We start from the raw sequence: 12,766 nt of genomic DNA on the forward strand, positions 1-12,766 counted from the left end.
TCCCGCGCTGGGTGTCGACCGCCAGCGGCCTCATGCGCGCAGGCCTCGCGGGGTGGGCCGGAAACCGGCCTCCATGAGTGCGGCCGTGACGCCGAACGCGCGCGACGCGGTGCTGCCCGCACCCGCCAGGGCGTCGATCCCGTCGATCCGCCCGATCACCATCCTGCCGAGCAGACCGGCCCGCGAGGCACGCGCGAGCTCGGCGCACGCCGTCGCGAGGCGGCGGACGGCGGACGGCGAGTCGTCACCGAACGAGATCAGCGACCGGCCGCCGCGCTCGACGTACAGCACCAGGTCCCCGCCCACGAGGACGACGACGGAGCCCACCTTGCGCCCCGGACGGTGCGTCGCGCGGGCCACGGGGCGGGCGGTGACCGCCTGGGCGGTCATGAGTGCGGTCGCGGACGACGCGCGCGAGGCACCGGTCACGGCGTCGGCCGTCGCTGACCCCCTCTCCGAGGCGGGCGACGCGATCCCGATCGGAGACCCGCCGCCGGGCTCGCGCGGCACCCGCGGCTCGGGCCACGGCAGGGCCGCACCGTAGGGGTTGGCCGGGTCGGTCGCGGCGAGCAGCAGCGCGCCGAGCTCGCGGCGTCCCGGCGACTCCTCGGCGTGCTCTCGGTCCTGGGCGTCCGTGCGGAGCTGGTCGACCGCTCCCGGCAGCGCGAACTGCGAACCGCCGAGGTGCTCGACGAAGTACCCCCGCCGGACCGTGCCCGTGGACTCGAGCTCCGACAGGACGCGGTAGACGCCGCGGAAGTAGTTCGTGACGCCCTCGGACGGGGCCGCTCCCCGGGTCAGCACGCCGTGGCGGTCGAGCAGCACCCTGGTGAGGGCGTGCGTGCGGCGCGTGGGGTCGAGCTCGCGGGCGGGCAGCGCCGACCACCGCCCGGAGCCGCCGCGCAGGTCGCTCTCGCCCCGTGCCGACGCGGACGCGCCCGCGCCGAGCGAGGCGAAGCGTCCCCGCGCCAGCGGACGAGCTCGGACGGGAGCGCGGGGGGCGCGGTGCGCCCCGCCCCCCGGACCGAGTCGGCTGCGCAGGGCACCCAGGCCGTCGTTCGTGACCCAGCCCGCCCACACGAGGTCCCACAGCGCCTCGAGCGTCGCCGCCTGGGACGCGCCCGCGAGCTCGGCGATGCGCGGCAGGAAGAAGCCGCCCGAGCCGGTCAGCAGGTCCACGACGGCGCGGTGCAGGTCGCTGTCGAGCGGGCCGTCCTCCTCGAGCGGGCTCGCGTCGGGGAGCGTGAGGGGAGCGGCGTCGGCCAGGTGCAGGCTCACGAGCCCGTCCTTGCCCCCGGGCAGCGACGAGTGGCCGCACCACAGGACCTCGCCCGTGGTCGTCAGCTCGTCGAGCAGCGCGGGCGAGTAGTCGGTCACGCGCGAGGGCAGCACGAGCGTCTCGAGGGCCGAGGCGGGGACCGCGGCTCCCGAGAGCTGCTCGACGACTCGCAGGAGCCCGTCCGTGCCACGCAGCGTGCCGATGCCGTGCCAGCGCGGCAGGAAGACCCCGAGGGCCTCGGGGGCGACGGGCTCGACCTCGGCCCGCAGCGCGGCGAGCGACCGACGCCGCAGGGTCCGCAGGACCTCGGCGTCGCACCACTCCTCGCCCGTCCCGCCGAGCGACTCGGGGCGCAGCCGCCCGCACACGAGCACGCGCGCGGCCTCGAGCCGTCGCAGCACCCCGGTGGCCACGGCCACCCCGATCCCGAACCGGGCCGCGACCTCGTGCGCCGAGAAGGGGCCGTGCGTGCGGGCGTGGCGCCGCACGAGGTCGCCCAGCGGGTCGGGGACGGGTTCGGTGAACACCTCGGGGATCCCCGTGGGCAGGGCGACACCGAGGGCGTCCCGGAGCCGCCCGGCGTCCTCGACCACTGCCCACTGCTGCGCGACGTCGTCGGGCACCCCGGCCAGACGCACCTGGATCACCCGGCGTGCCCCCTCCAGCGCGGTGAGCCACGCGGGCGCCTCGTCACGCACGTCCTCGCGCGTGCGCCGGGCCACCTCCGCGGCGGGCAGCGGGCCCAGCCGGCGCAGCAGGTCCCACACGTCCTCCGCGTGGCGGGTCTGGCGGGTCGGCACCAGGGCGCCGAGCTCGGCCTCGGTGCGCTCGACCGACCCGGGGTCCAGCAGGTCGGCGAGCTGCGACGCCCCGCCCTCGGTGCCGAGCAGCTCGGCGAGCAGCGTCGGGTCGAGGGACAGCGCGGCCGCGCGCCGCTCCGCGAGGGGCGCGTCGCCGTCGTACAGGAACTGGGCCGTGTACCCGAACAGCAGCGACTGCGCGAAGGGGGACGGGGTCGGGGTCGTGACGTCGACGAGCCGGACCCGGCCCGCGGCCAGGTCCCGCATGAGGTCGGTCAGCGCTGCGACGTCGAAGTCGTCCTGGAGGCACTCGCGCGCTGCCTCCAGGACGATCGGGAACTCGGGGTACTCGCTCGCGACCGACAGGAGCTGTGCTGAGCGCTGGCGCTGCTGCCACAACGGCTGCCGCTTGTCGGGGCGGCGCCGGGGGAGGAGCAGGGCCCGGGCGGCGGCCTCCCGGAAGCGCGCCGCGAACATGATCGAGCCGCCCAGCTCGGCCCGGACCTCGTCGAGGACCTCCTCCGGGGCGAGCAGCAGGTCCTCGGCCGTCACGCCGGGCGACCCGGCCGCCCCCGGCCCGGCCGCGCCGCCGGGCTCGTCGCCCCAGCCGCCGTCGCCCAGGTCCGGCAGGCGCAGCACGATCCCGTCGTCCGAGTGCATGGCCGCGGCGTCCAGGCCGTAGCGGTCGCGCAGCCGGGCGCCCAGGACGAGCGCCCACGGCGCGTGGACCTTGGCGCCGTAGGGCGAGTGGATGACGACCCGCCAGTCGCCCAGCTCGTCGCGGAAGCGCTCGACGACGACGGTCCGGTCGTCGGGCACACGACCGGTGGCCTCGCGCTGGTCGCCGAGGTAGGCCATGAGGTTGTCGGTCGCCCAGGCGTCGAGGCCCGCGTCGCGCAGCCGCTCCGCGAGCGGGCCGCCGGACGCGGCGAGGGTCTCGAGCTCCCGGACCCAGGCGCCCACGGCCCGGCCGAGCTCGGCCGGTCGGCCCGGCGAGTCGCCCTTCCAGAACGGCAGGCGCCCCGGGGCGCCTGGGGCCGGGGTCACGAGCACGCGGTCGGGGGTGATGTCCTCGATGCGCCACGTGCTCGACCCGAGCGTGAACGTGTCGCCGACCCGCGACTCGTAGACCATCTCCTCGTCGAGCTCGCCCACGCGCCGCCCGCCCCGGGCGCGTGACCCCGTCGCGGCGCCCCCCGGCGCGTCGCCGAGCACCCCGGCCGTGTCCTCGGGGCCTGCGGTCGTGGAGGGGTCCGTCGCGAGGAAGACCCCGTACAGGCCCCGGTCGGGGATGGTCCCGCCGCTCGTGACCGCCAGCCGCAGCGCTCCGGGTCGCCCGCTGAGGGTCCCCGACGTCCGGTCCCACACGATCCGCGCGCGCAGCTCGCCGAAGTCCTCGCTCGGGTAGCGGCCCGCGAGCATGTCCAGCACGGCGTGCAGCGTCGCGTCGCCCAGCGCCCCGTACGGTGCGCTGCGTCGCACGAGGGCCGCGAGCTCCGCGACGGTCCAGTCGTCGAGCGCGACCATCGCGACGACCTGCTGCGCGAGCACGTCGAGCGGGTTGGACAGCACGTGCAGGTGCTCGATCTGACCGGTCCGCATACGGTCCGCGATCACGGCCGAGGGCACCAGGTCGCCCCGGAAGGTCGGGAACACGACGCCGTGCGACACCGCGCCCACCTGGTGCCCCGCGCGCCCGATGCGCTGGAGCCCGCTCGCGACCGACGGCGGCGCCCCGACCTGGACCACGAGGTCCACCGCGCCCATGTCGATGCCCAGCTCGAGCGAGGACGTCGCGACGACCGCGGGCAGCCGCCCGTCCTTGAGCTCGGTCTCGGTGCGGGTGCGCTCGGCACGGCTCATGGAACCGTGGTGTGCGCGAGCGATCACGGGGTCCGTGCCCGCGCTGGCCCCCGACTGGGCCAGCACCTGGGCGGGCTGGAGCGTCCCGACGTCGGGGACGTCCTCGCCCTGGCGCTCGGCCCAGACCTCGTTCATGCGCGCCGTGAGGCGCTCGGCCCCGCGCCGGGAGTTGGTGAAGACGAGGGTCGAGCGGTGCTCGGCGACGAGGTCGACCACGCGCTCCTCGACGTGAGGCCACACCGACGGGCGCGGGGGGCGGGCCGTCGCGGGACCCGAGAGGTCGGGCTCGCCGTCGGGCAGGGGAGGGAGGCCGTCCGGCCCGGAGCTCCCGCCGGGACCCGGCGCGCTGCGCAGGTCGGCGAGGTCCGGGACGGGGACGACGATGTCGACCTCGATCTTCTTCTCGGACGGCGGCTGCACGACGACGACCTCCCGCCCCTGGTCCTGCGGCCGGCGGTGCCCGGCGAGGAACGTCGCGACGGCCTCGACCGGGCGGACCGTCGCCGAGAGGCCCACGCGCTGCGCGGGCACGGGGAGCAGCACGTCGAGACGTTCGAGCGAGACCGCGAGGTGCGCACCACGCTTGGTCCCCGCCACGGCATGGATCTCGTCGACGATGACGGTCTGCACGCCGGCCAGACCCGCGCGTGCCTGGGACGTCAGGACGAGGAACAGCGACTCGGGCGTCGTGATGAGGATGTCCGGGGGAGCGGTCCCGAAGCGGCGACGCTCGCTCGCAGGAGTGTCACCCGTGCGGGTGCCGACCACGACGTCCGGGACCGTGGTGCCGAGCCGCACCGCAGCCTGCCGGATGCCGGCGAGCGGGGAGCGCAGGTTGCGCTCGACGTCCGCGGCCAGGGCCTTGAGCGGGGAGACGTAGAGGATCTTGCAGCGGTGCGCGGGGTCGTCGGGAGCGCCCGTCCCCTCGGGAGCGCTGCCCGGGCTCAGCAGCCTGTCGAGCGACCAGAGGAAGGCCGCGAGGGTCTTGCCCGAGCCCGTCGGTGCGACGACGAGCGCGTGCCGGTCGCTCCCGATCGCCTGCCACGCGCCCGCCTGCGCGGCCGTCGGACGCTCGAAGGCGCCCTCGAACCAGGCGCGGGTCGGAGCGCTGAAGCCGGCGAGAGGATCGGGGGACGTCACCTCGCCATTGTGGTCTCTGGCACCCACAACCGCTCCCTGCCCGGGGGCCACCCCGTCTCGCGCCGTGCGGCGAGGCACCGGGATGACGAGGGATCCCCGGGGACGTGGCAGGCTGTCCCCGTGCGGTATCGAGAGTTCTGGCAGCTGGTGGACGAGGTCTTCGGATCGGCCTACGGTCGCGCCCTGACCCGGGACCAGGTGCTGAACGCGCTGGGCGACCGCACCGCGGTCCAGGCGCTCGAGGACGGCGTCGAGCCCCGGCACGTGTGGCACGCGCTGTGCGACGCGCTGGAGGTGCCGGACTCGCAGCGCTGGGGTACCGACAAGCACCGTCAGGCGCCGCCCGCTCGCTAGGGGTTCACCGCTGGGGTGGGGAGGTGTGCTGCCGAGCACCGTCAGGCGCCGCCCGCGCGGCAGGTCTGCCCGCGCGGCATCATGGCACCCATGTGGCACCGTCTCCCGTTCTCCGTGCACGACCTGACGGGAGCCCTCTGGTCGCTCGTGTCGACGACGGCGGGCCTGGCGCTCGCGATCTGGATCGTCCCCGGGGTGCGGATCACGTCGTGGTGGTCGGTGTTTCTCGCGGCGTTCGTGGTGGGGGTCGGTGACGCGGTCCTGCGGCCGTTGTGGCGAGTGGTCGCCGGGCGTGCGGGGGTCGTCGGGGCCCTGGTCTCGGGGCTCGCGGGTCAGGTGCTCGTGGCGTGGCTCGCGCTCACGTACCTGCCGGGCTTCGAGACCGACGACTGGGGCAGCGTCGTGGCGGTGCTCGTCCTGGCGGCGTTCTTCATGGCGATCGGTCGCTGGGCGATCGGTGCGAGCGACAACGAGTACGTGATCGACCACCTGCTGCGACGTGCCCGCCGGGCGCAGCGCGCGGCTGCCCGCCGGGCCGCGCGGTCGGCGTCGGGCGGGGCGGGCGGCCGTGCCGGGGGCCCACCCGGCACGCCCGGCCCCTCGGACGGCTCGCCGACCACCGCCCCCGGGACCCGTCCCGCGGGCCTCCTGGTCGTCCAGCTGGACGGTGTCGCCCGCTCGACGTTCGACCATGCCGTCCAGGCGGGGCTGGCGCCGAACCTCGCGCGCTGGATCAGCGAGGGCACGCACGACCTCGAGACGTGGTGGGCGCGCGTCCCGTCGACCACGCCCGCGAGCCAGGCCGGCCTCCTGCACGGCACGAGCGAGCACGTGCCGGCGTTCCGCTGGTGGGACCGCGCGCAGGGGCGACTGGTCGTGACGAACCGTCCGGCCGACGCCGCGCAGGTCGAGGCCCTCACGAGCGACGGGCGCGGTCTGCTCGCGGACGGCGGGGTCGCGGTCTCGACGATGTTCTCGGGCGACGCCTCGACGAACCTGCTCGTCATGAGCCGGGCGGGTGCGGGGCTGGGGCCGGGGCAGCTCTTCGTGCACTTCTTCTCGAGCCCGTTCGTCCTGGTGCGGGCGCTGGTGGCGACCGTGGGGGAGTTCTTCAAGGAGCTCTACCAGGGGTGGCAGCAGGCCGTGCGGGACGTCGTGCCGCGGGTCTCGCGCCTGGGCGCCTACCCGGTCCTGCGGGCGGTCTCGAACGTGGTGCTGCGCGATCTCAGCACGTCGCTCGTCGCGGAGCAGCTCGTGCGCGGGGCGCCCGTGGTGTTCGTGGACCTCGTGGACTACGACGAGATCGCGCACCACGCGGGGCCGTTGCGCCCCGAGGCGATGCGGGCGCTCGAGGGCCTCGACCGGGTCGTGGGGCTGTGGGAGCAGGTGGCCCAGGTCGCGCCGCGCCGCTACGAGATCGTCGTGCTGTCGGACCACGGCCAGTCGCTCGGTGCGACGTTCGAGCAGGTCGTGGGTCGTTCGTTCCTCGACGAGGTGCGCCGCCTCATGGCGGTCGCGCCCGCCTCGGGCGAGCGGCGCCGTCGGGCGTCCGGGGTGCGGTCGCCCGCGGGGGCGGACTCCGAGGCGTGGGGCGCGGTCAACACCGCGCTCAACGCGTTCGGGCGCGGTGGTGCGCAGGACGCGAGGGGCGGTCGCGTCGTGGTCGGTCCCGACCGGGAGCCCGGGGACGCGGGCACGGGCGACCTGCCCGAGGTCGCGGTCGTCGGCTCGGGGAACCTGGGCCTCGTGTGGTTCCCGCGCTCACCGGTGCGGCTCGTGGGCGACGAGATCCGGGCGCGCTGGCCCGCGCTCGTGCCGGGCCTGGTCGCGAACCCGGCTGTGGGGGTCGTCGTCGTGCAGGAGAGCGGGCCCGTGCAGGGCGAGGTGCCCGACGTCGTCGCGTACGGCCCGGCGGGCAGCCGCCACCTGGTCACGGGCGAGGTCCACGGGCGGGACCCGCTCGTCCCGTACGGGCCGCGGGCCGCGCCCGACCTCCTGCGGGCGGCCTCGCTCGAGCACGCGGGGGACCTGCTGCTGGTCTCGAGCGTCGACGACGCGGGGCTGGTCCACGCGTTCGAGGGCCTTGTGGGTTCGCACGGCGGTCTGGGCGGCGCCCAGAACGAGGCCGTGCTGCTGCACCCCGCGGGCCTGCGGGTGTCGGACGGTGCGCGCGAGGACGTGGGCGGGACCCGCATGCTCGTGGGTGCCGAGGCCGTGCACGGCGAGCTCGTCGGATGGCTGCGGGAGCTGGGGGTGCGGACGTGAGCGGGGGACGGGCGGCGCCGGGGCTGCGGGTGACATGGCTCGGGCACTCGACGGTCGTGCTCGACGTCGAGACCCCGGACGGGGACGTGCGCATCGTGACCGACCCCCTGCTCAGGCGTCATGCCGGGCTGCTGCGGCGACGCGGCGTGCGGCCCGCCGAGGCGTGGCGCGGCGCCGACGCGGTGCTGCTCTCGCACCTTCACCACGACCACGCCGAGCTCGGCTCGCTCCGTCTCCTGGGCGACGCCCCGGTCCTCACGGCGCCCGCGAACGCGCGCTGGCTGCGCGCGAAGGGGCGCCCCGGCGTCGGCCTCGGCGCGGGACCCGAGCACGACGACAGGCCGCTCGCGGGCCCCGTGCCGGGCCGCCCGCGCGTCCCGCCGCCCGCCTCCGAGGGGAGCGGGCACGGGGCCTGGCACGACGTCGGAGCGCACGTCCGCGTGCACCTCACGCCCGCGGTGCACGGGCACCGGCCCATGCCGCACCGGCCCAACGCCGCCGTGGGGCACCTGGTGCAGACGGACCGCTGGACGCTGTGGGCGGTGGGGGACACCGAGGCCTACCCGGGCATGGCCCACCTGCCGGCGCTCGCGGGCGGGCCGGTCGACGTCGCGCTCGTCCCCGTGGCGGGCTGGGGGCCACGGCTCTCGGGCGGTCACCTGGGGCCGGTCGAGGCCGCGCGCGTGTGCGCGACCGTCGGGGTGCAGGTCGCGATCCCGGTGCACTGGGGCACGCTGCACACGCCGGGCGGGCAGAACCTGCCGCGCGGGTGGATGGACCACGCGGGGGCGGCGTTCGCCGCGGCGGTGCACCGGTGGGCGCCCGGGACGCGGGCGGTCGTGCTGCGACCGGGGGAGTCGTGGGAGGGGTAGGGGGCGGGTTCCCGGGGTGGGCCGGGCCCGGCCGACGGCGCCGCCGAGGACGGGGCGGCGAGGGCAGGGAGGGGTGCCGGCGACACGCCGCGCCGTGAGGGTTCTCTCGAACAGGTGTTCGGGTAGAGTTGTGCACAGCACGAGCTGACCGTCCGTCGTCCACAGGCAGGACCAGGGGGACGGCGAGTGTCAGTGGCGGCACGTACCGTCGGGACACGACACAGGCTTCCTGAACACACTCTCGGCACGGTTCCGTGCCCCGCACGCAAAGGTGACCGACATGCCCGCACCCGCAGACCGCGAGAAGGCGCTCGAAGCCGCCCTCGCCCAGATCGACCGCAACTTCGGCAAGGGCTCGGTGATGCGCCTCGGCGAGGAGGGGCGTGCGCCCATCGAGGTCATCCCCACGGGGTCCATCGCCCTGGACATCGCGCTCGGCATCGGCGGGCTCCCGCGAGGCCGCGTCGTGGAGATCTACGGCCCCGAGTCCAGCGGCAAGACGACCGTCGCCCTGCACGCCGTCGCGAGCGCGCAGCGAGCGGGCGGCATCGCGGCGTTCATCGACGCCGAGCACGCGCTGGACCCCGAGTACGCGAAGAAGCTGGGCGTCGACACCGACGCGCTGCTCGTCTCGCAGCCGGACACCGGCGAGCAGGCCCTCGAGATCACGGACATGCTGATCCGCTCGGGCGCGATCGACATCATCGTCATCGACTCGGTCGCGGCCCTCGTGCCCAAGGCCGAGATCGAGGGCGAGATGGGCGACAGCCACGTCGGTCTCCAGGCCCGCCTCATGTCTCAGGCGCTGCGCAAGCTCACGGGTGCCCTGAGCCAGTCCGGCACCACCGCGATCTTCATCAACCAGCTCCGCGAGAAGATCGGCGTGTTCTTCGGCACGCCCGAGACCACGACCGGTGGCAAGGCCCTGAAGTTCTACGCGTCGGTCCGCCTGGACATCCGCCGCATCGAGACGCTCAAGGAGGGTACCGACGCGGTCGGCAACCGCACGCGCGTCAAGGTGGTCAAGAACAAGATGGCACCGCCCTTCAAGCAGGCCGAGTTCGACATCCTGTACGGCGTCGGCATCTCCCGCGAGGGTGGTCTGATCGACATGGGCGTCGAGCACGGCTTCGTGCGCAAGTCCGGGTCCTGGTTCACCTACGGCGGCGACCAGCTCGGCCAGGGCAAGGAGAACGCGCGCTCGTTCCTGCGCGACAACCCGGACCTCGCCAACGAGCTCGAGAAGCGCATCAAGGAGAAGCTCGGCGTGGGGGCCAAGGTCGACGCGCCCGCGGACCCCGCAGCGGTCGCCGAGCCGGTCGCCCCCGTGGCGGCCCCCGCCGGTAAGGGCAAGAAGGCCGTCCTCTGATCGTCGACGACCCGCTGGACCGCATGCCCGAGTGGGCGCGTCCCCTTCCCGGTGAGGAGGGGGACGCGCCCGCCGGTGCTTCCGGCACGGGCGGCACGTCCGGAGCCGGTGGCAGGTCCGACGCGGGTAGCGCGTCCGGAACCGGTGGCAGGTCCGGAACCGCTGGTACGTCCGGCGCGAGGAGCGCCTCCAGGACCGGAGGGGCTGCCCGCCCGGCGCCCGGTGCCGCCGCAGGGCGTGCCACCGGGGGGAGCTCGTCGTTCGCGCGCGGGGCCTCACGGTCGCGCGACGGGAGCGGTTCGTCGGGTCGTGGAGGGTTCGGGCAGCGCAGCTCGTCCGGGTTCGGCAGCAGCGGGCTGAACGGCGGGTTCGGCTCGACGTCCTCGAAGCGGGGCGCCGGTGGGTCGCGCCGCAAGGAGTACTCGGGGGAGCGCAAGGAACGCACGCCCCGCCCCACGGTCGCCGACCGCGTCGAGTCGGGGGCGCTCGCCGGCGCCGAGCTCACCGAGCACGCACGCGAGGCGATCCTGCGGACCCTGACCGCAGCCCCCAAGAGCAGGCGCCAGCTCATGGACGCCATGACGCGCAAGGGGTACCCCCCCGAGGTCCTCGAACCGATCCTCGAACGCTTCGAGGAGGTCGGCCTCGTCGACGACGCCGAGTACGCCGGGATGCTCGTCCGCACCCGGCACGGCGAGCGCGGGCTCTCGCGCCGAGCCATCGCCCAGGAGCTGCGGCGCAAGGGCATCGACGACGACACCGCGACCGAGGCCCTCGACCAGGTCGACGAGGACGACGAGGCCGAGGCCGCCCGTGACCTGGTCCAGCGGCGCCTCGCCCGCACGACCGGGCTCGACCGCGAGGTCCGTACCCGGCGCATCGTCGGGATGCTCGCGCGCAAGGGCTACAGCCCGTCCCTCGCGCTCACCCTGGTCCGCGAGGAGCTGGCCCGCGAGGGGGAGCCGCCCGACGACGACGAGCCCTTCGGCGGGCTCGACGACCTCTGAGGGCGAGCGGCGCCGTCGGGCCGTCCGCTCGAGCGATGCACCCGTACGGGGCACGCTGCGGCACGAGACGGCCGTCCCGGTCCGTGGTGGACCGGGACGGCCGCGTCACGCTCGTGCCGTCGCGGGCGCCTACTTCGGTGCCGGCGGGACGACGGGGGCCGTGCCCACAGGGGCCGCACCACGTGCCCCGACCGCGAGGCCCGGAGTGGCCGCCCGGACCGGCCCTGCGGTCCGCCCCTTGAGGCGGCGCGCGAGGATCTCGGCGACCTTCGACAGGACGTAGTTGATCGTGATGAACAAGATCGCCGCGACGAGCAGCGACTGGAGGATGTTGCCGTACGCCGACCCCAGGCGGCGCGACTCCTGGAGCAGCTCGGTGTACGTGATGATGTAGCCCAGCGCGGTGTCCTTGAGGACGACGACGAGCTGCGACACGAGAGCGGGCAGCATCGCGATGAGCGCCTGCGGCACCTCGACCGACCGGAGCGACTGGCCCCGCGTCAGACCGACCGCGAGAGCCGCCTCGTGCTGCCCCTTGGGCAGCCCGTACACGCCCGAACGGACCAGCTCCGCGACCACCGACCCGTTGTAGAGGATCAGGGCGATCACGACCGCCCAGAACGGGGCGTCGGGCACCTTGAGCTGGGCCAGGAACAGCCAGAAGAAGATCATCATGAGCAGCACGGGGACGGCCCGGAAGAACTCGACGACCAGCCCTGAGAGCCAACGGACAAGCCGGACCGACGAGAGCCGCCCGACACCGAACAGCAGGCCGAACACGATCGCCCCCACGATCGCCACGCCCGCGGCGCGCAGGGTGTCGACGAGGCCGGGCAGGTAGAAGTTCTCCCACGCGTCGGCCGTGAAGATCGGCTGCCACTTCTCGGCGGCCAGCTGCCCCTCACGACCCAGCAGGACCAGCGCGTAGGCGGCGATCCCCGCCACCACGACCGCGCCCACGACGTTGCCGACCACGATGGTCCGGCGCCCCCGGGGACCCGGTGCGTCGAACAGGACCGTCTGCTGCTGCGCGCTCATCGCTTCACCGCCAGGCGGCGGGACAGCGCCGTCGTCGCGAGGCCCACCGGGATCACGAGGATGACGTAGCCGATCGCGAACGTCAGGAAGATCGCGATGATGACGTCGGAGTCGAACTCGATCATGGTCTTCATGAGGCTGGAGGTCTCCGTCGCGACACCGGCCGCGGCGGCCACGGTTGAGTTCTTGATGAGGGCGATGAGGACGTTGCCGAGCGGGGCGACCGACCCGCGGAACGCCTGCGGCAGGATGATGATCCGCGCGGCGGGCAGGAACGACAGGCCGATCGCACGCGCGGCCTCGGCCTGACCGATCGGCACGGTGTTGACCCCCGAGCGGATCGCCTCGCACACGAACGCCGCGTGGTACACCGCCAGGCCGACCACGGCGAAGCGGAAGAAGTTCGACGGGAAGTCGTCGGCGAGCTGGATCTTGAGCTGCCCCCAGACACCCAGGGTCAGGAACACCATGATGATCGTCAGCGGCGTGTTGCGGAACAGCGTGACGTACGTGGCACCTGCCCACTGCAGGCTCGGGATCGGGGAGATCCGCATGAGCGCGAGCACCGTGCCGATGACCAGCGCGAGGATCGCCGCCCAGAACGTGAGCTGGATGTTGACCCAGAACGCGCCCAGGACGTCGTAGGACTCGAAGAGTCGCAGGAACTGAGAGAGGTAGTCACCCACTACGGGTCACCCTTCGCGAGGTGCGGCGCGGACGCCGCACGGGACTGGACAGGGACGGTTGCCGGGCCGGACCCGCGCCTGTGGCGCGAGCCC

Annotated in this window: 8 protein-coding genes; 5 read left to right on the plus strand and 3 right to left on the minus strand. The window is 74.8% G+C overall.

Translation table 11 applies throughout. The features are described from left to right. Positions 1 to 30: 30 nt before the first annotated feature. Complete coding sequence (locus tag ACFVQ3_RS07155) at positions 31 to 5,082, minus strand: DEAD/DEAH box helicase (protein ID WP_387636862.1); 5,052 nt, start codon at positions 5,080 to 5,082, stop codon at positions 31 to 33. 120 nt (positions 5,083 to 5,202) lie between these two features. Here ACFVQ3_RS07155 and ACFVQ3_RS07160 point away from each other — a divergent pair, with 120 nt between their 5' ends. From ACFVQ3_RS07160 to ACFVQ3_RS07180, 5 genes are all read left to right on the plus strand, one after another. Next, positions 5,203 to 5,436, plus strand: a complete 234-nt coding sequence (locus ACFVQ3_RS07160) for a DUF3046 domain-containing protein (RefSeq protein WP_387636865.1) — start codon at positions 5,203 to 5,205, stop codon at positions 5,434 to 5,436. Between the two features lie 90 nt (positions 5,437 to 5,526). Next, positions 5,527 to 7,701, plus strand: coding sequence for an alkaline phosphatase family protein (locus ACFVQ3_RS07165; RefSeq protein ID WP_387636868.1), 2,175 nt, complete (start codon positions 5,527 to 5,529; stop codon positions 7,699 to 7,701). Beyond that, the gene (locus ACFVQ3_RS07170; protein WP_387636870.1) at positions 7,698 to 8,573 is read left to right on the plus strand and encodes an MBL fold metallo-hydrolase; all 876 of its coding nucleotides are present in this window, start codon (positions 7,698 to 7,700) and stop codon (positions 8,571 to 8,573) included. Before ACFVQ3_RS07165 ends, ACFVQ3_RS07170 begins: the two co-directional genes overlap by 4 nt. Positions 8,574 to 8,853: 280 nt before the next feature. Then, positions 8,854 to 9,942: a recombinase RecA gene (gene recA / locus ACFVQ3_RS07175; RefSeq protein WP_377677748.1), complete on the plus strand. Its 1,089-nt coding sequence runs from the start codon at positions 8,854 to 8,856 to the stop codon at positions 9,940 to 9,942. 23 nt (positions 9,943 to 9,965) lie between these two features. Next, positions 9,966 to 10,949: a regulatory protein RecX gene (locus ACFVQ3_RS07180; protein ID WP_387636873.1), complete on the plus strand. Its 984-nt coding sequence runs from the start codon at positions 9,966 to 9,968 to the stop codon at positions 10,947 to 10,949. 129 nt (positions 10,950 to 11,078) lie between these two features. Here ACFVQ3_RS07180 and ACFVQ3_RS07185 read toward each other — a convergent pair whose 3' ends face one another. After that, positions 11,079 to 11,987 carry an amino acid ABC transporter permease gene (locus ACFVQ3_RS07185; protein ID WP_387636876.1) on the minus strand — a complete coding sequence of 303 codons (909 nt, stop codon included), beginning with the start codon at positions 11,985 to 11,987 and terminating at the stop codon, positions 11,079 to 11,081. After that, positions 11,984 to 12,673 (minus strand): amino acid ABC transporter permease, encoded by a 690-nt coding sequence (locus ACFVQ3_RS07190; RefSeq protein ID WP_387636878.1) that lies wholly within the window; start codon positions 12,671 to 12,673, stop codon positions 11,984 to 11,986. The genes ACFVQ3_RS07185 and ACFVQ3_RS07190 overlap by 4 nt, the downstream gene beginning before the upstream one ends. Between the last annotated feature and the right edge of the window lie 93 nt (positions 12,674 to 12,766).

It is taken from the genome of Oerskovia sp. NPDC057915, assembly GCF_042887685.1.
GTDB lineage: Bacteria > Actinomycetota > Actinomycetes > Actinomycetales > Cellulomonadaceae > Oerskovia.

Coding starts and splice junctions, on each gene's coding strand:
- ACFVQ3_RS07165 (WP_387636868.1), top strand. CDS start 5,527: ATGTGGCACCGTCTCCCGTTCTCCGTGCACGACCTGACGGGAGCCCTC.
- recA (WP_377677748.1), top strand. CDS start 8,854: ATGCCCGCACCCGCAGACCGCGAGAAGGCGCTCGAAGCCGCCCTCGCC.
- ACFVQ3_RS07180 (WP_387636873.1), top strand. CDS start 9,966: ATGCCCGAGTGGGCGCGTCCCCTTCCCGGTGAGGAGGGGGACGCGCCC.
- ACFVQ3_RS07185 (WP_387636876.1), bottom strand. CDS start 11,987: ATGAGCGCGCAGCAGCAGACGGTCCTGTTCGACGCACCGGGTCCCCGG.